General features: G+C 55.9%; 17 protein-coding genes. 7 read left to right on the top strand and 10 right to left on the bottom strand.

Annotated elements, in window-relative coordinates; all coding sequences use genetic code 11:
* Positions 1–19: 19 nt before the first annotated feature.
* The 6 genes from RCI20_RS06915 to RCI20_RS06890 all read right to left on the bottom strand — a co-directional run bounded on the left by RCI20_RS06915 (position 20) and on the right by RCI20_RS06890 (position 7,131).
* Positions 20–1,363 (bottom strand): fused MFS/spermidine synthase, encoded by a 1,344-nt coding sequence (locus tag RCI20_RS06915; RefSeq protein ID WP_306603839.1) that lies wholly within the window; start codon positions 1,361–1,363, stop codon positions 20–22.
* Between the two features lie 88 nt (positions 1,364–1,451).
* Complete coding sequence (locus RCI20_RS06910; RefSeq protein WP_306603838.1) at positions 1,452–1,952, bottom strand: hypothetical protein; 501 nt, start codon at positions 1,950–1,952, stop codon at positions 1,452–1,454.
* A gap of 3 nt (positions 1,953–1,955) precedes the next feature.
* Positions 1,956–4,781 carry a valine--tRNA ligase gene (locus RCI20_RS06905; RefSeq protein ID WP_306603837.1) on the bottom strand — a complete coding sequence of 942 codons (2,826 nt, stop codon included), beginning with the start codon at positions 4,779–4,781 and terminating at the stop codon, positions 1,956–1,958.
* 79 nt (positions 4,782–4,860) lie between these two features.
* Positions 4,861–5,205, bottom strand: a complete 345-nt coding sequence (locus RCI20_RS06900; protein ID WP_306603836.1) for a hypothetical protein — start codon at positions 5,203–5,205, stop codon at positions 4,861–4,863.
* A 10-nt stretch (positions 5,206–5,215) separates the two neighbouring features.
* Positions 5,216–5,638 (bottom strand): DNA polymerase III subunit chi, encoded by a 423-nt coding sequence (locus RCI20_RS06895; protein ID WP_306603835.1) that lies wholly within the window; start codon positions 5,636–5,638, stop codon positions 5,216–5,218.
* Complete coding sequence (locus tag RCI20_RS06890) at positions 5,635–7,131, bottom strand: leucyl aminopeptidase (protein WP_306603834.1); 1,497 nt, start codon at positions 7,129–7,131, stop codon at positions 5,635–5,637. The genes RCI20_RS06895 and RCI20_RS06890 overlap by 4 nt, the downstream gene beginning before the upstream one ends.
* A 71-nt stretch (positions 7,132–7,202) precedes the next feature.
* Here RCI20_RS06890 and lptF point away from each other — a divergent pair, with 71 nt between their 5' ends.
* A complete protein-coding gene (gene lptF, locus RCI20_RS06885) occupies positions 7,203–8,285 on the top strand; it encodes an LPS export ABC transporter permease LptF (RefSeq protein WP_306603833.1) in 1,083 nt (360 codons plus the stop codon).
* Positions 8,285–9,370 carry an LPS export ABC transporter permease LptG gene (lptG, locus tag RCI20_RS06880; RefSeq protein WP_306603832.1) on the top strand — a complete coding sequence of 362 codons (1,086 nt, stop codon included), beginning with the start codon at positions 8,285–8,287 and terminating at the stop codon, positions 9,368–9,370. Before lptF ends, lptG begins: the two co-directional genes overlap by 1 nt.
* Here the strand turns inward: lptG and RCI20_RS06875 are convergent.
* From RCI20_RS06875 to RCI20_RS06860, 4 genes are read right to left on the bottom strand one after another with little or no spacing between them, the layout of a single operon-like run.
* Positions 9,326–9,784, bottom strand: coding sequence for an RDD family protein (locus RCI20_RS06875; RefSeq protein ID WP_306603831.1), 459 nt, complete (start codon positions 9,782–9,784; stop codon positions 9,326–9,328). The genes lptG and RCI20_RS06875 overlap by 45 nt on opposite strands.
* A gap of 16 nt (positions 9,785–9,800) precedes the next feature.
* Positions 9,801–10,313, bottom strand: a complete 513-nt coding sequence (locus tag RCI20_RS06870) for a DUF3106 domain-containing protein (protein ID WP_306603830.1) — start codon at positions 10,311–10,313, stop codon at positions 9,801–9,803.
* Entirely contained in the window at positions 10,283–10,684 is a 402-nt protein-coding gene (locus tag RCI20_RS06865; protein WP_306603829.1) for a DUF3619 family protein, read from the bottom strand. Before RCI20_RS06865 ends, RCI20_RS06870 begins: the two co-directional genes overlap by 31 nt.
* Positions 10,681–11,238, bottom strand: coding sequence for an RNA polymerase sigma factor (locus tag RCI20_RS06860; protein ID WP_306604024.1), 558 nt, complete (start codon positions 11,236–11,238; stop codon positions 10,681–10,683). Before RCI20_RS06860 ends, RCI20_RS06865 begins: the two co-directional genes overlap by 4 nt.
* Before the next feature lie 118 nt (positions 11,239–11,356).
* Here RCI20_RS06860 and ilvB point away from each other — a divergent pair, with 118 nt between their 5' ends.
* The 5 genes from ilvB (at position 11,357) to RCI20_RS06835 (ending at position 17,087) form a co-directional block, all read left to right on the top strand.
* Positions 11,357–13,057, top strand: coding sequence for a biosynthetic-type acetolactate synthase large subunit (gene ilvB, locus RCI20_RS06855; protein ID WP_306603828.1), 1,701 nt, complete (start codon positions 11,357–11,359; stop codon positions 13,055–13,057).
* 18 nt (positions 13,058–13,075) lie between these two features.
* Positions 13,076–13,567 carry an acetolactate synthase small subunit gene (gene ilvN, locus RCI20_RS06850; RefSeq protein ID WP_306603827.1) on the top strand — a complete coding sequence of 164 codons (492 nt, stop codon included), beginning with the start codon at positions 13,076–13,078 and terminating at the stop codon, positions 13,565–13,567.
* A 24-nt stretch (positions 13,568–13,591) separates the two neighbouring features.
* Entirely contained in the window at positions 13,592–14,608 is a 1,017-nt protein-coding gene (gene ilvC, locus RCI20_RS06845) for a ketol-acid reductoisomerase (RefSeq protein WP_306603826.1), read from the top strand.
* A 170-nt stretch (positions 14,609–14,778) separates the two neighbouring features.
* Positions 14,779–15,528 (top strand): CDP-diacylglycerol--serine O-phosphatidyltransferase, encoded by a 750-nt coding sequence (gene pssA / locus RCI20_RS06840; RefSeq protein WP_306604022.1) that lies wholly within the window; start codon positions 14,779–14,781, stop codon positions 15,526–15,528.
* Between the two features lie 17 nt (positions 15,529–15,545).
* Complete coding sequence (locus tag RCI20_RS06835; protein ID WP_306603825.1) at positions 15,546–17,087, top strand: 2-isopropylmalate synthase; 1,542 nt, start codon at positions 15,546–15,548, stop codon at positions 17,085–17,087.

The raw sequence follows: 17,087 nt of genomic DNA, 5'->3' as shown, positions 1-17,087 counted from the left end.
AGCCGAGTCGACGCTGCGCTCAGCGCGAGCGTGCCAGATCGAGATCGGCCGGATTTTTCTCATCACGATAGATTTGTGTCGGACCGGCGATGCTGCTGGCGAAGCAGGTCAGTTCGACATTGGCCAGCGGCTTGCCCTTGTGCAGGACTTCGATGGCGCAGCGGCCGTAGACGCTCTCGATGCTGGCCAGCATGTTGCGGGCGTAGGGCGTTTCCAGGCGACCATCGAGAATCAGGTTGATCAGCAACACGCCGTCGGCTTTCAGCGTGCGTCGGGTGTCGGTCCAGAATTCGCGGGTCACCAGATGACCGGGAATGGCGGTGTGCGAACTGAAGACATCGACCACCACGGCATCGAATCGGCGTGTCGTGCTGGCGACGAAACGGCGGGCATCGTCGACGATGAATTCGCTGTGAACTGCTTCTTTCAGGAAATGTTTTTCCGCGATCTCGCGAATCGCCGGGTCGATGTCCACGTAGGTGTAGCGATTCAGTGTTTCGCGATGCGACAACGTGAAGCCGCCGGCGCCGAGCACCAGGATGTCCTTGTCGCGAAAGTCCAGTTCATCGAGCAGAATCCGTCGCAGATGCTTGATGTAACGGGTGTAGTTCGGTGGTTCGCTGTCGTCGATCAGCGAGGCCGTCGATTTGTTGACCCAGAAGGCTCGCGGATTGTCTTGTCCCGCCAGTTCGACCGGGCCGACAATGTATTCGGCGTAAGCGGTGTCGGCAACGGCGTCATGCTGCAGGTTGGTTGCGATGCCGAGTACGGCAACCGCCAGGCTGCCAGCCAGCGCATAGGGTTTTTTGCCGTGCAGCAACAGCGTGCCGAGCAGCAAGCCCAGCGCACAAATCATCACGGCGGCAGAAACCCCCAGCCATTGCATGACGAGCAGCGACAGGCTGATCGAGCCGAGAAACGACCCCAGTGTCGACCAGTACAGGGCGGTGCCACTCGCTTCCCCGGTGCGCTCGTGTTTCATCAGATTGGTCAGGATCGGCACGGTCTGGCCGAGCAGCCAGGCAATCGGGCAGAGCACGCCGCCGATGAATACGCAGTAGGCGATGAGCGTCGGTTGCAAATGGGCGAACAGCCAGTCGACGGTGATGCCGGCCAGGCCGCAGGCAACGAGCAGGGCGGCGATCAGGAAGTTGCGCGCCACGATGGCCGGGTAATTGGTTGCAACGCGCCCGCCGGAAGCGTAGCCCAGCGCCAGTGCCAGCAGGAACAAGGCGATGGTCGGGGCAGTGACGACGATCGAGCTGCCGATGTGTGGCAGCAGTCGGCGCAGGGCGATGATTTCTGCGCCGAGCGAGCAGAAACCCTCGATGAAGACGATGCAGTAAATCAGGAAGCGGGGCATTGCTTCATGCTGTGCGCAAAGCCAGCCCCGTGGCGCAAGCCATTACCCTTACGCTCGCTCCCTGAAAAACTTGGCATTGTTTGCCGTCTTATTTGCGCAACTTGCGCAAATACAAACCGATCATGGTGAATATCGCGGCCGCCAGCGCGTAGTACAACTGATTCGCACCGACTTCCTGGTATTCCAGCAGCACCGGGACCGCATTGGCCCCTTCGCCTTCGATGCGGTAGCGCACGGTGTTCTGCATGCTCCAGTTTGATACGCGCGTCTGAATGACGCCGTTGTCCCGGAGCGACCAGCGCAGCAGCGTGTCGGGTTCCATCAGTTCGCTCTCGCCGGTGGCGTCGGGTTTCAGCAGTTGTGCCTTGCCTGCCGCCCGCGCTGCCGCCAGATCGCCGTAATTGATGCCACAGGGCTGCTGCTCGGCGCAAACCGCGATCAGTCGGAAGTGCGGCTGCCAGACGTCGGTTTTGCTATAGGGCCAGCCGATGATGAAGGCGACGGTCCACATCCAGACGAGGATGCAAAACGACATCATCCCGCCGAAAACGCGCATGAACGAGAAGATGCGTTGATTCAGATCGTTCATCGTTTAACCCAGTTTGGCCAGTTGCGGTTTCAATTGCTCAAGTGTTGCCGTGAAATCGGCTACCCGCTGTTTTTCCTGGTCGATCACGGCGGCTGGCGCGCGAGCGACGAAGCCCTCGTTGTTCAGCTTGCCCTGGGCAATCGAAATCTGCTTTTCCAGTTTTTCGATTTCCTTGGCCAGACGAATTTTCTCCGCGGCAACATCGATTTCGACCTTGAGCATCAGGCGGGTTTCGCCGACCACGGCGACCGGCGCCATCGCATCGGCCGGCATGTCGTCAACGATCTGGACTTCGGATAGTTTGGCCAATGCTTGCAGGATGGGGGCGAACTCGGCGATCTCGTCACCACCGCCAGCGACCAGCAGCGGCATGCGCAGGGCTGGCGAGACGTTCATTTCGCCGCGCAGGTTGCGGCAGGCGTAAGCCAGCGCCTTCAGGCGTTCGACCTTGGCCTCGCTGGCGGCATCGATCTTGAATTCTTCAGCGCGCGGGTAGGCAGCGAGCATGATCGAGTCGTGCGTCTTGCGCCCGGCAATCGGCGCCACCGTCTGCCACAGTTCTTCGGTAACGAAGGGAATCAGCGGATGGGCGAGACGCAGGATGGCTTCCAGCGTGCGGATCAGCGTGCGGCGGGCGCCACGCTGCTGCGCGTCGTTACCGGTCTGGATTTCGACCTTGGCGATTTCCAGATACCAGTCACAGAACTCGTCCCAGACGAACTTGTAGATGGCCTGGGCGATCAGGTCGAAACGGTAGTCGGTGAAATGGCGCTCGACTTCCTGTTCGACGCGTTGCAACTGGCTGACGATCCAGCGGTCGGCGAAGGAGAATTCGAGTGGGGCAGAGCCGCCGCAGGTTGCGCCGTTCTGCTGGTGGTTGAGCGCCAGGTCATGGCCTTCAACGTTCATCAGCACGAAGCGCGTAGCGTTCCACAGCTTGTTGCAGAAATTGCGGTAACCGTCGCAGCGGTTCAGGTCGAACTTGATGTCGCGGCCGGGCGAAGCGAGCGAGGCGAAGGTGAAGCGCAGCGCGTCGGTGCCGAAAGCGGCAATGCCTTCCGGGAATTCCTTCTTCGTCTTCTTGGCGATGCTTTCCGCCTGTTTCGGGTTCATCAGGCCGGTGGTGCGCTTTTCGACCAGCGCGTCGAGGCCGATGCCGTCGATCAGGTCGATCGGGTCGAGTACGTTGCCCTTCGATTTCGACATCTTCTGGCCTTCGCCGTCGCGGATCAGGCCGTGCACATAGACGTGCTTGAACGGAATCTTGCCGGTGATCTGCTTGGTCATCATGACCATGCGGGCGACCCAGAAGAAGATGATGTCGAAGCCGGTGACCAGTACTGACGACGGCAAATATTGCTGCAACAGCGGGTTGACCGCATCAATCGCCTCGTCGCCGGTCCAGTCCAGCGTCGAGAACGGCCACAGCGCCGACGAGAACCAGGTGTCGAGGACATCTTCGTCACGGCTCAGCGCGCCGGTGTAGCCCTGTTTGGCAGCTTCAGCTTTGGCTTCTTCTTCGCTGTGGGCGACGAAAATTTCGCCGTTGTCGCCGTACCAGGCTGGAATCTGGTGGCCCCACCATAGCTGACGGGAAATACACCAGTCCTGGATGTTGTTCAGCCACTGGTTGTAGGTATTGACCCAGTTTTCCGGATAGAACTTGATCTCGCCGGAATGCACGACGTCGAGCGCCTTTTCCGTGATCGACTTGCCGTCGTCGCCCGGCTTGCTCATCGCGACGAACCACTGGTCGGTGAGCATCGGCTCGATGACGACATTGGTCCGGTCGCCTCGCGGCACTTTGAGTTTGTGCTTGTCGGTTTTTTCCAGGATGCCGAGGGTTTCGAGGTCGGCGACGACGGCCTTGCGTGCGTCGAAACGGTCCAGCCCGCGATATTTTTCCGGCGCGTTTTCGTTGATCTTCGCATCCAGCGTCAGGATCGAAATCATCGGCAGTTTGTGGCGCTGGCCGACCGCATAGTCGTTGAAGTCATGCGCTGGCGTGACCTTGACGCAGCCGGTGCCGAATTCGAGATCGACGTAGCTGTCGGCGATGATCGGGATTTCGCGCCCGGTCAGCGGCAGCTTCACCATCTTGCCGATCATGTGCTTGTAGCGTTCGTCTTCCGGATGGACCATCACGGCGGTGTCGCCAAGCATGGTTTCCGGACGCGTCGTGGCGACCACCAGGCTATCGCTGCCATCGGCCAGCGGGTAGCGGATGTGCCACATGAAGCCGTCTTCTTCTTCCTGTACCACTTCGAGGTCGGAAACAGCCGTGTGTAGCTTCGGATCCCAGTTCACCAGGCGCTTGCCGCGGTAAATCAGGCCTTCCTTGAACAGGCGGACGAAGGTTTCGGTAACGACCTTGTTGAGGCCGGCATCCATCGTGAAGCGTTCGCGCGTCCAGTCCGGGCTGGTGCCCATGCGGCGCATCTGCTTGGTGATGGTATTGCCGGAGTATTCCTTCCATTCCCAGACTTTTTCCAGGAACTTCTCGCGGCCTAAATCGTGGCGCGAGATGCCTTGTGCATCGAGCTGGCGCTCGACGACGATCTGCGTCGCGATGCCAGCGTGGTCGGTGCCCGGTTGCCACAGCGTGTTGTGGCCGCGCATCCGGTAATAGCGGGTGAGCGCGTCCATGATCGTCTGGTTGAAACCGTGGCCCATGTGCAGCGTGCCGGTGACGTTGGGCGGCGGCAGCTGGATGCAGAAATTATCCGTTTTGCTGCGGTCGACCCCGGCCGCGAAGTAATTTTGCGCTTCCCACTCGGGATACCAGCGGCGTTCGATGTCGGCGGGTTCAAAGGCTTTGGCGAGTTCCATGGGCTTGTCGGAAAAGGGGAAAACCGGCAATTATACCGGAGCGCCGATGCCGGCGTGCCGTCCATGGATAGTCGTGATCTCAGTCTGGCGGGAGGCGGGCCGGGTTTTCTCGCTCGGCCAGCAATTCGCGTACGGTCGACGCGATGATTTGCGGGATTTCTGCCTGCAGGCGTTGTTCGACTCGACGCGCCAGTTCGTTGAGTAATTGTTCGGAGAGCTCGGCGGAGGGGGGCGGTGTCTGATTAGCTGGCGCGATGCTTTCCTGCGGCATTGCTGCATCAGCAATTTCCATGTCAACGAGCAGTGGGATGTCATCGTCGATGTCGATGGCATCTGTCAGTACCGGCACCTCTTCAGGGTCGTTGCCGCTCAGGTGGCGTCGTTGCATCAAGGCATCGGCGCGGGCAAGAATCGGGCTGGGCATGGCGCTATTCCTAACGGTCGTTCAGGTCGAAGTAGCGCACGTCACAGCCTTGTTCCTTGTACTGGCGGACGCGCTCGCGAGCGGCCAGTCGCTCATCTTCGGCCTGACCGACGACTTCGATCAGGCTTTGGAAGCGGGAATAGCCGGGAGGGATTTCATTCGACAGATTCATCAGGCGTTCGCTTTGCGTGATTTCTGTCAGGCGGTCCGCGATCAGAATGGGGGTTTCTGCCGCCAACGGAGAGTCGGCGCGACAATGCGGAATGAAACTGAGTTGGGCATTGGTCCAAAGTATGCGGTCAACGCTGTCGGCAATCGGTTTTTCCGGCGCATAGACCAATAGGGGTTTGCGTTTGGTCCACGCGCCGCTGATCAAGGCGCAGGCGGCAGCAATTTTGTCCGACGCGCCGTGGTAGAAAAATACCTGCGTCAATCTATTTTTCCGGCGTGTTGCAGCAGATAGTGGGTTAGTAGCGGGATCGGTCGCCCTGTTGCACCTTTGTCCGCACCCGATTTCCAGGCAGTTCCGGCAATGTCGATGTGTGCCCAGTCGAATTTTTTGCTGAAGCGGGAGAGGAAACAGGCTGCCGTAATGGCACCGCCCCAGCGTCCCCCGATATTCCCCATGTCGGCGAACGGGCTTTTCAGCAGTTCCTGGTATTCATCCCAGAGCGGCATGTGCCAGGCACGGTCGCCTGACTCCTCGCCTGCTTCGATGAGATCGCGGGCCAAGCCATCCTTGTTGGCAAACAGGCCACTGGCAACGTGACCCAGTGCAACAACGCAGGCGCCAGTCAATGTCGCGACATCAATGACTCTTTCCGGCTGGAAACGCTCGGCATAGGTCAGCGCATCGCAGAGAATCAATCGCCCTTCGGCATCGGTATTGAGGATTTCAATGGTCTGACCCGACATTGATTCAACGATGTCTCCAGGTCGGGTGGCATTACCATCCGGCATGTTTTCAGTGGCCGGTACAATGATTGTCAGATTGATCGGCAGCGCCATGCGTGCGACAGCCTTCATGGTACCTAGCACTGCGGCAGCGCCACACATGTCGTATTTCATCTCATCCATTTCGGCCGCCGGCTTCAGCGAAATGCCACCGGTGTCAAAAGTGACGCCTTTGCCGATCAGGACGACGGGTTTGGCGGAATTTTTTCCGCCCTTGTAGTGCAGGACGACCAACTTCGGGGGTTGATGTGCGCCTCTGGCAACGGCAAGCAGGGCATTCATGCCCAGTTTTTCCATGTCGGCGCGTTCGAGAATCTCGCATTCCAGCTTGAATTCGGTTGCCAGTTCGCGGGCCTGTTGGGCGAGGTATTCCGGATGGCAGATGTTCGGCGGCAAATTGCCCAAGTCGCGCGCCAGTGTGCAGCCCTCGGCGATGGCAATACCTTGCTGCAGGGCTTCTTCTGCGATGGACAATTCGTTGCGCCGCTCGACGATCAGGGTCAGTTTGCGCAGGGGGCGTCGCAATTCGTCCTGCTTGGTCTTGTAGTGATCGAAGCGATAGCTTGCATCGATGGCAGCAATGGCCGATTGGCGAATGCGCCAGGCGGTGTCACGTTTACGTACCGCAAGCTCGGTGATGAACAGGGTCGCGTCCTGCGTCCCCGTTTCAGCCAGTGCCTTGACGGAAAGACGGATCGCGGCGCAGAAATCTTTTTCGCGGAAATCCTTTTCCTTGCCTAGCCCGACTAAAAGAACTCGCTCGGATGAGGTGCCCGGTACGTTGTGCAAAAGCAACGACGTACCGGATTTTCCGTTCATGTCGCCGCGGCGAACAATTTCGCTGACAAATCCACTGGATGCGTTGTCGAGCAATTCCGCCGGCAGGGTCAGGCGTCGGTTTTCGAATATGCCGACGACGACGCAACCACTACGCTGTTTTTCCGGGCTTCCACTTTTTATGCTAAATTCCACGCGCTGCTCCTGAACAAGGAAATATCGGCATCCGGTGGATTATCCACGTATTTTTTCGGTTTCGTCAAAGCATGATATTCGAGCGCGCCGCCCGGCGCGAATTTGCTCAGGCAGCTGCCGGCATCAGCGTTGTGCTGCTGGCTATTCTGACCTCCATACAATTGATTCGGCTGCTCAAGGATGCGGCTGGCGGTCGAATTGCGCCTGAAGGTGTGCTAGCGCTACTAGGCTTTGCCGCTGTCAAGTTTCTGCCGATGCTTCTGACGTTGACGCTGTTTGTCGCCGTTCTGCTGGCACTTTCTCGTATGTACCGCGATTCGGAAATGGTCGTCTGGCTTTCCAGCGGCCTGCCGCTGACCGCCTGGGTTCGACCAGTCATGCGGTTTGCGTTGCCCATTGTGCTGGCGGTTGGCGTGTTGTCGCTGGTTCTTTCCCCGTGGGCCAATCAGGCACAGAGCAATTTCCAGGCAGCCCTTTCCGCACGTTCCGAGCTTTCCTCTGTCTCTCCCGGCGCATTCAAGGAGGTAAGAAAGGGGCGTCAGGTTTACTTTATTGAACGCATGGATGGCGATACCGGGAAGATCGGCAATGTTTTTGTCGCTTCAATTCAGGATGGCAAGCTGGGTGTCGTGATGTCTGATTCCGGTGGTCAACAGACCATGGAGAACGGCGACCGTTTTCTGGTGCTTGAGCACGGCCGGCGTTACGAGGTTGAGCCGGGAACGGCAGCTTTTCGGGTGATGGCGTTCGAGCGCTATCTGGTCCGTACCGAGGATGGAGAGGTAAAGCAGAGTGGAGCCTCGCCGCGCAAGACGTCGACCGTTGATTTGCTGCGCGAAGGGGGTAATAACATGCTTTCGGAATTGCTCTGGCGGATCGCTATGCCGGTTTCGGCTGTGGTTCTGGCGTTGCTTGCCATCCCGCTCTCTTATGTCAATCCACGGGCGGGGCGATCGGCCAATATGTTGATTGCCATTATTTTGTATGCGATTTACAGCAATTTCATTTCCATTGCCCAAGCTTGGGTGGCGAGTGGCGTGATCCATTTCAGCCTTGGCTTGTTTCTGCCACACCTGCTAATGCTATTGCCCATGCTTTTTTTGTTTCATAAGCGGATGTCGGTGTTTGGTATTTGGCAAAGGCGAGGTGATTGATGCGGCTTAAAATGGTGTATCAGCGTTATCTGGTGCGCGAAACACTGGCTGCGGTACTGCTCGTCCTGCTGGCATTTATTGCTTTGTTCAGTTTCTTCGACTTTGTCGATGAAATGCGCCGGGTTGGGCAGGAAAATTATAGTGCGGGCTATGCATTCGTAGTGGTATTGCTCAGTCTGCCTGGTTTGGTCTACGAATTGATTCCGGTGGCTGCTTTGATTGGCACGCTTTACGCTCTCGCGACACTGGCGCGTCATTCTGAAATTACCGTGTTGCGTGCATCGGGTTTGGCGACTGGGCAGTTATTGATGACGCTATATCGGGTAGCGGCAATGCTGGCGATTGCAACCTTTGTGCTAGGGGAGGTTCTGGTGCCTGTTTCGGATCGTCTGGCCCAAGAGGTCAAGGCTGAAGCAATGAACAAGTCATTTGCTCAGCAAGGCTTTCTGAGTGGTATCTGGGTCAAGGATGGCAGGGATTTTATCAATATCCGTAATGCAGTCAGTGACAGTTACCTGGAAGGTGTGCGGATTTACAGCTTCGATTCTGCGAATGCGCTGCGTTCGGTGACTGAGGCGGCGAGTGCATCCTTTGCGGCGCCGCAAGGGTGGTTGATGCGCGATGTACAGAGAACAAATTTGCTCGGTGAAGAGGCCCGTGTCACCCATCTTGATGGGGATGTCTGGCAATCTTCCATTACCCCGGATTTGCTTTCTGCGCTCATGGTTTCCCCGGAGAGAATGTCGCTTTATGATTTGTTCGGCTACACCAAGCACCTTTCGGATAACCGGCAAAATACAGAACGCTACGAAATCGCGATCTGGAAGAAGATCCTTTATCCCATGGCTTCCCTGGTCATGGTGACGCTTGCCTTACCGTTCGGTTACTCCCACGACAGAGTCGGTGGAGTGAGCTTGAAGATTTTTGCCGGTGTCATGTTGGGTATTGCATTTTATGCACTCAACGGCTTGTTTTCCAATCTTGGGGTGATCAATGCTTGGCCGCCTCTGGCTAGTGCTGCGGCCCCCTCGGCGTTATTTTTATTGGCGGCCGGTGTCATGATCTGGTGGGTTGAGCGGCGGTGAAGCGAGCTCCGTGATAATCCTTGTGCCGGCAATTCTGTCGTGCAGAAATTGGCCGTCACGATCAAATAGCGCCCAGAAGATGCCGACGCCGAAGAGCAGTGTGCTTGGCCATGCTGCAAAATAACGCAATATGGCTTGCATTGGACGTGGTGGCAACCCGCTTTGATCGACTAGTTTCAGTTTCCATGTTTTCATCGGGAGCGTTTGGCCGCCGTGTAACCAAAACCAGACAAAATAGGCCATGAGCACGACAAACAAGTGAAGCCACATGGCTTTCCCGCTCAGGCTCATGCCAAAGCCGGAAAGGACGATTTGTGGAAACATGAATCCGACAAGCAGGATGGCGAAAACAACAAGGCTTTCATAGAGCATGGCGCCTAAGCGGCGACCAATGCTGGACGGGTCGTGAATCATGAGTTTTATTGCCGGTTTACTGATTGACGGAGCTTGGCGCTTCGTTCGTCGATTCTTCCGGCGAGGGTGGCGGGGCGAGAAGAATAGCTGATTTGTGCTTTTCCCGAACCCCTTGCTTTTCTTCTTCTGGCAAATTTGCGTAAGCCGACCACTTTTTCTTGATCAAATCTTTTTGGTCATTGGGGAGTTGGTTGATGTTGCGATAGTTGTCGCGTGCTTTTGCGCGTTGTTCCGGGCTGAGTTTTGCCCAGTCTTGCATGCGCTTTTGCACCCGTTCTTTTTCGGTTTCGCTCATTGCTGGATAGCGTTCGGCGGTACTGAGCCACTGTTTTCGGCGAATGTTTTCCATGCCGTTCCAGTCTTTGGCGAGCGGTGCCAGTGTTTTTTTCTGGCTTGCAGATAATGCGGTCCACTCCGGTTGGGGTGGTGTTCCCAGAATTGCGGTGGTAGGCGGTGTGGCTTGTGCAGTGATTGCGCAGGCCAGTACCAATACGATTGCTACTCCTCCGATGTGTCGTCTTTTAGCCATTCGAGAAATTCGGTATCCAGAAAAACATCGGGTGGCAGGTCGTCGGTCAGCAATGCGCTATCGACGGCTTCTACTTCGGCAACATATTGGTCGCTGTGCCAATTGAAGGATAGCCACATGCCAAAAAGCAGGGCGCAAATGGCCAGTATTTGTTTGAATCCAGAATTCTGCTTGCCGTTGCTTCCCCGCGAGATTATCTGGGTCTCCATGCTGCCAAATCCGGCGATGCTCAGTATGGCTGTCGGTGCCTTCTGGCGCGAGAGAGCCATGTGGCGCGCGGCTTCCATGCGGCGTATTGAGGTCCTGGATATATCTTGCAGGCCGTAATTGAGCAATTGCCGGATTCGATACGCTTGTCTTTCTTCGTTCATAGCGAAATTCCTTTGGCCAAAAGCGCGGATGCCAGTGTGTGCGTTGCGCGAGAACAATGCGTTTTTACGCTTCCTTCGGAGCAGCCCATAGCGTTTGCGGTTTCAGCGACATCCATATCTTCCCAATAACGCATGATGAAAGCTTCCCGTTGACGTGCGGGGAGTTTTTTTATTTCGTTCTCGATGATTGTTAGCGTCTGGCTGGTCTGAAGTTCGCTCTCGGGCGCGCTGGAGCCTTCGTGTGTTTGCAAGGACTGCAGCATTTCCAGCGGGTCCTGATCTTCCTCTGAGGAAAATGCCGAGAGCAGCGTTGTCCACATTGAACGTACCTTGCTGCGTCGATAGTAGTCACGGATGGTGTTTTGCAGGATGCGTTGGAATAGCATCGGAAATTCTTCTTCCGGACGATCGCCGTATTTCTCGGCGAGTTTCATCATCGAGTCCTGAACGATATCAAGTGCAGCATCTTCGTCGCGTACTGCATACATGGCCTGCTTGAAGGCACGGCGTTCGACGTTTTCGAGAAATGTGGAGAGCTGACGCGGCGAGGACAGGATAATTCTTTCAGCTTGAGACTCGAGTCAATTGCGTTTTGCGCGTAGAAACCTTGACCGCTCCGATGGTGTCGATTAAGGTTACGCCCTTTAGGCTAACAGCTTTTTAGGCTCGAGTATGATGATCAGCGGTGCGGAAATTGTAATCAGGTGTCTGCAAGAAGAAAAGGTCGATTGTGTGTTCGGATACCCCGGCGGTTCCGTATTGCACATTTACGATGCCCTTTTCAAGCAGGATCAGGTAAAGCACATTCTGGTCCGCCATGAGCAGGCTGCTGTGCATGCAGCGGATGCTTATTCCCGTTCTTCGCAGCGGGTCGGCGTGGCACTTGTGACTTCGGGGCCTGGCGTGACCAATACGGTGACGGGTATTGCAACGGCGTATATGGATTCCATCCCCATGGTCGTGCTGACTGGGCAGGTGCCAACCCAATATATCGGTCAGGACGCATTCCAGGAGTGTGATACGGTCGGCATTACCCGGCCCTGTGTCAAACACAATTTCCTGGTCAAGGATGTCAAGGATCTTGCCCTGACAATCAAAAAAGCCTTCCATATTGCAGCGACCGGCCGCCCAGGCCCGGTTGTGGTTGATATCCCGAAGGACATAACCGCACAAATGTGCGAGTTCGACTATCCAAAGTCGATCCAGATGCGTTCGTACAATCCTGTAGTCAAGGGACATCTTGGACAAATCAAGAAGGCCGTGCAGATACTTCAGGAAGCCAAGCGCCCGATTATTTACGCCGGTGGTGGCGTGATCTTGTCGGACGCGGCCGAGAAGCTTACCGAATTGGCGCGTAAGCTCAATTTCCCGGTAACCAATACCCTGATGGGCTTGGGTGGCTATCCGGCAACTGATGCTCAGTCCGTCGGCATGCTCGGTATGCACGGTACCTTCGAAGCCAATAACGCGATGCACTATGCCGATGTGATTTTGGCCGTTGGTGCGCGCTTTGATGACCGGGTAATCGGCAATCCGGAGCATTTCAGTAGCGAGAAGCGTCGCGTTATTCATATCGATATCGACCCATCGTCGATTTCCAAACGCGTCAAGGTTGATGTGCCGATTGTTGGCAATGTCCTTGATGTCATTGATGAAATGCTCAAACTGCTAGACGGTGGTTTCACTACCGATCCGGAAGTTGCCGACTGGTGGAAGCAGATCGATGAGTGGCGTGGCCGCAAGTCGCTGGCCTATCGCCAGAGCGACCACATCATGCCGCAGTTTGTCGTCGAAAAGCTCTATGAAGTGACTGGCGGTGATGCCTTCATTACTTCCGATGTCGGCCAGCACCAGATGTTTGCTGCGCAGTACTACAAGTTCGACAAGCCGCGTCGCTGGATCAATTCCGGCGGTTTGGGCACGATGGGTGTTGGTCTCCCCTATGGGATGGGTGTATTGATGGCTAACCCCGGGGCGCAGGTTGCCTGTGTGACTGGCGAAGGCTCTATCCAGATGTGCATCCAGGAAATGTCGACCTGCAAACAGTACGGCCTGCCGATCAAGATCATCAACCTGAACAACGGTATGCTCGGCATGGTGCGTCAGTGGCAGGAGATGTTCTACTCCAAGCGCTACTCGCAGTCTTATGTCACCTCGCTGCCCGATTTTGTCAAATTGGCGGAGGCTTATGGTCACGTCGGCATGCGTATCGAAAAGCCTGAAGATGTTGAGCCAGCATTACGCAAGGCCTTCACCGAGCACAAGGATGATCTGGTCTTCATGGACTTCATCATTGACCCGGGTGCCAATGTCTTTCCGATGGTGGCGGCAGGCAAGGGCCTGACCGAAATGATCCTCGCTGAAGAACTGTAAGCGGGGAAGGAAAATACTATGCGACATATCATTTCCATCCTGATCGAAAACGAATCGGGTGCCTTGTCCCGTGTAGCCGGCCTGTTTTCCGCGCGTGGCTACAATATTGAATCGCTGACCGTGGCACCGACGGAAGATCCCTCGTTGTCCCGGATGACCATCCTGACCTCGGGCTCGGACGACGTGCTCGAGCAGATCACCAAGCAGCTCAACAAGCTGGTTGATGTGGTCAAGGTGGTCGATCTCTCCGAGGCTGCGCATGTTGAGCGCGAACTGATGTTGATCAAGGTTCGGGCGACCGGCAAGGATCGTGAAGAGATGAAGCGGATGGCCGATATTTTCCGTGGCCGTATCATCGACGTGACGGAATCGACCTATGTAATCGAGTTGACCGGCGCAAGTTCAAAGCTCGACTCCTTTATTGCCGCACTTGATGCGGGCCTGATTCTGGAAACCGTTCGCACCGGCGTTTGTGGCATCGGTCGCGGTGATCGTATTCTTAAAGTTTAACTAATTGTTTATAAAGAGGATTTCATGAAAGTTTATTACGACAAGGACGCCGACCTCTCCCTGATCAAGGGCAAGAATGTCACCATCGTTGGCTACGGCTCGCAAGGCCATGCTCACGCCCAGAACCTGCGCGACTCCGGCGTCAACGTCACAGTCGGTCTGCGCAAGAGCGGTGCTTCCTGGTCCAAGGCCGAAGGTGCTGGCCTGAAGGTTGCAGAAGTCAAGGATGCCGTCGCAGCCGCCGATCTGGTCATGATCCTGTTGCCGGACGAAAACATTCCAGAAGTTTACAAGAATGACATTGAACCGAACATCAAGCAGGGTGCAACCCTGGCTTTCGCTCACGGCTTCAACGTGCATTACAACCAGGTCGTTCCGCGTGCTGACCTCGACGTGATCATGGTCGCGCCGAAGGGCCCGGGCCACACCGTGCGTTCCGAGTACCTGAAGGGTGGCGGCGTGCCGTCGCTGATCGCCATCTATCAAGACAAGTCTGGCAAGGCCAAGGACATCGCACTGTCCTACGCTGCTGCTAATGGCGGCACCAAGGGTGGTGTCATCGAGACCAACTTCCGCGAAGAAACCGAAACCGACCTGTTCGGTGAGCAGGCTGTTCTGTGCGGCGGTGCTGTCGAACTGGTCAAGATGGGTTTCGAAACCTTGACCGAAGCCGGCTATGCGCCGGAAATGGCCTACTTCGAGTGCCTGCACGAACTGAAGCTGATCGTCGACCTGATGTACGAAGGTGGCATCGCCAACATGAACTACTCGATCTCGAACAACGCCGAGTACGGCGAGTACGTGACCGGTCCGGAAGTCATCAACGAGCAGTCGCGCGAAGCTATGCGCAATGCCCTGAAGCGTATCCAGACTGGCGAATACGCCAAGATGTTCATCCTCGAAGGCCGTACCAACTATCCTTCGATGACGGCTCGCCGTCGCTTGAACGCCGTGCATCCGATTGAGACGGTCGGTGGCCAGCTGCGTGACATGATGCCCTGGATCAAGAAGAACAAGCTGGTCGATCAGACCAAGAACTAATTGGTGCTTCGTTGGCTCGGTAATGCGTGCTTGTCTGCACTCTGCTGGTGCAAGATCAGCTAGCGTTACCTTCGCTTCGGGCGGTGTAGGAAACTGCACCGCCCTTGTTGTTTGTGGATTTTGCTGGTGCCGGGTGTATCCTTTTCCGGTTACCTATTTCATTGCGACTCATGACCGAACTCAAGCCTCGTAAAGCCCTTTTCAATCCCGAATTGAAACGGCGTGGTATTTATTTGTTACCTAATTTATTTACCACAGCAGCATTGTTTGCCGGATTTTTTGCCATCGTTCAGGCGATGCAGGGGGATTTCGAGCGTGCGGCGATGGCGATTTTTATTGCGATGGTGCTGGACGGGCTGGATGGTCGAGTGGCTCGTCTGACCAATACTCAGTCGGCTTTTGGTGCAGAGTACGATTCCTTGTCCGATATGGTCAGTTTCGGTGCTGCACCTGCCTTGGTGATGTACGAGTGGGCTTTGCAGGATCTCGGTCGCCTGGGGTGGATTGCAGCTTTTATCTATTGTGCCGGCGCAGCATTGCGGCTGGCCCGGTTCAATACAACCCTTGAAGTGACCGACAAGCGCTTTTTCCAAGGCTTGCCTTCCCCTGCCGCTGCTGCACTGGTTGCTGGCTTGGTCTGGGTGATGATTGTGGCAGGTGTTCCCGGTAGCGATGTTCCCTGGCTGGCTTGTGTATTGACCATCTTTGCCGGTGTGACGATGGTGTCGAATATTCGGTATTACAGTTTCAAGGACGTTAACCTGAAGAAAAGCGTGCCTTTCTTTGCCATTGCGGCGATTGCCCTGGGTTTTGCACTGGTCGCCTATAGTCCGGAAATTGCACTCTTCGGCTTTTTTGTCCTCTACGGCTTATCGGGTTATGTGCTGGCAACTGTCGCGCTGATCAAGCGCCGGGCCTAGTATTTTTGGAGCAAAACATGAAAGATCATCTGGTTATTTTTGATACCACCTTGCGCGATGGAGAGCAGAGTCCTGGCGCATCGATGACTAAAGAAGAAAAAATTCGCGTTGCCCGACAACTGGAAAAAATGCGGGTAGACGTGATTGAAGCAGGTTTTGCTGCTGCTTCTCCTGGCGATTTCGACTCGATCAATGCTATTGCACAGGCTATCAAGGACTCCACCGTTTGTTCGCTGGCGCGCGCTAGCGAGAACGATATCGCCCGTTCCGGCGAGGCGATCCGTCCGGCCAAATCAGGGCGGATTCACACTTTTATTGCGACCAGCCCGATTCACATGGAGAAGAAGTTGCGTATGACGCCCGATCAGGTCGTCGAGCAGGCGGTCAAAGCGATTGGCTGGGCGCGGCAGTACACCGATGATGTCGAGTTTTCGGCCGAAGATGCCGGACGCTCGGAAATTGATTTCCTTTGCCGGATTTTCGAGGCCGTGATCAAGGCTGGTGCAAAGACTATCAACGTTCCTGATACTGTCGGCTATAACATTCCGTCACAGTATGCGGAAACCATGCGCCAGTTGATTGAGCGCGTGCCGAATTCAGACAAGGTCATCTGGTCGGTACATTGCCATAACGACCTCGGTTTGGCTGTCTCCAATTCACTGGCAGCGGTACTTGCCGGTGCGCGTCAAGTCGAGTGCACGATCAATGGTCTTGGTGAGCGAGCTGGCAATGCCGCGCTTGAGGAAATCGTCATGGCCGTACGCACGCGTGCCGACGTTTTTCCGGTTGAGACGCGCATCGATACGACGCAGATCGTTTCAGCGTCGAAGCTGGTCTCGCAGATTACCGGGTATCCGGTACAGCCGAACAAGGCAGTGGTTGGTGCCAACGCTTTTGCTCATGAGTCTGGTATCCATCAGGACGGCGTGCTCAAGCATCGCGAGACCTACGAGATCATGCGTGCCCAGGATGTGGGTTGGTCGCAGAACAAGCTGGTCCTTGGCAAGCATTCCGGACGCAATGCCTTCAAGAGCCGTTTGCAGGAGCTGGGGATTGAACTTGATAGCGACGAATCGTTGAATGCCGCTTTTGCCCGCTTCAAAGAACTGGCAGACAAAAAGCATGAGATTTTTGACGAAGACCTGCACGCGTTGGTCTCCGATGAACTGGTTACACCCGAGCATGAGCATTACAAACTGGTGTACTCACGTGTTTGTTCGGAAACTGGTGAGATGCCACGGGCATCGGTCATTCTGAATGTGGGCGGTGTGGAGCATAAAGCCGAAGCCAATGGTGGTGGTCCTGTAGATGCAACTTTCAAGGCAATCGAAAGCATCGTCGGTAGTGGGGCGGAACTGCTGCTCTACTCGGTCAATGCGATCACGACGGGGACTGATGCCCAGGGAGAGGTGACGACGCGCTTGACCAAGGGCGGGCGTATTGTCAATGGTAACGGGGCGGATACCGATATCGTGATTGCCTCAGCCCGTTCCTATTTGAATGCGCTGAACAAGCTGCATTCCACGCTGGAAAAGGTTCGCGCTCAAGGCGATATCTGA

The sequence above is a fragment of the Azonexus sp. genome (assembly GCF_030824335.1).
Lineage (GTDB): Bacteria > Pseudomonadota > Gammaproteobacteria > Burkholderiales > Rhodocyclaceae > Azonexus.
Note: the sequence above shows the minus strand (reverse complement) of the source record. Positions and strands in the feature narration are given on the sequence as shown.

Excerpts from the sequence above, each read along its gene's own strand:
- RCI20_RS06915 (WP_306603839.1), bottom strand. The coding sequence starts at position 1,363 with ATGCCCCGCTTCCTGATTTACTGCATCGTCTTCATCGAGGGTTTCTGC.
- RCI20_RS06865 (WP_306603829.1), bottom strand. The coding sequence starts at position 10,684 with ATGAACGAAGAAAGACAAGCGTATCGAATCCGGCAATTGCTCAATTAC.
- RCI20_RS06905 (WP_306603837.1), bottom strand. The coding sequence starts at position 4,781 with ATGGAACTCGCCAAAGCCTTTGAACCCGCCGACATCGAACGCCGCTGG.
- RCI20_RS06870 (WP_306603830.1), bottom strand. The coding sequence starts at position 10,313 with ATGGCTAAAAGACGACACATCGGAGGAGTAGCAATCGTATTGGTACTG.
- RCI20_RS06835 (WP_306603825.1), top strand. The coding sequence starts at position 15,546 with ATGAAAGATCATCTGGTTATTTTTGATACCACCTTGCGCGATGGAGAG.
- ilvB (WP_306603828.1), top strand. The coding sequence starts at position 11,357 with ATGATGATCAGCGGTGCGGAAATTGTAATCAGGTGTCTGCAAGAAGAA.
- RCI20_RS06910 (WP_306603838.1), bottom strand. The coding sequence starts at position 1,952 with ATGAACGATCTGAATCAACGCATCTTCTCGTTCATGCGCGTTTTCGGC.
- RCI20_RS06875 (WP_306603831.1), bottom strand. The coding sequence starts at position 9,784 with ATGATTCACGACCCGTCCAGCATTGGTCGCCGCTTAGGCGCCATGCTC.
- RCI20_RS06900 (WP_306603836.1), bottom strand. The coding sequence starts at position 5,205 with ATGCCCAGCCCGATTCTTGCCCGCGCCGATGCCTTGATGCAACGACGC.
- ilvC (WP_306603826.1), top strand. The coding sequence starts at position 13,592 with ATGAAAGTTTATTACGACAAGGACGCCGACCTCTCCCTGATCAAGGGC.
- ilvN (WP_306603827.1), top strand. The coding sequence starts at position 13,076 with ATGCGACATATCATTTCCATCCTGATCGAAAACGAATCGGGTGCCTTG.
- lptF (WP_306603833.1), top strand. The coding sequence starts at position 7,203 with ATGATATTCGAGCGCGCCGCCCGGCGCGAATTTGCTCAGGCAGCTGCC.
- lptG (WP_306603832.1), top strand. The coding sequence starts at position 8,285 with ATGCGGCTTAAAATGGTGTATCAGCGTTATCTGGTGCGCGAAACACTG.
- pssA (WP_306604022.1), top strand. The coding sequence starts at position 14,779 with ATGACCGAACTCAAGCCTCGTAAAGCCCTTTTCAATCCCGAATTGAAA.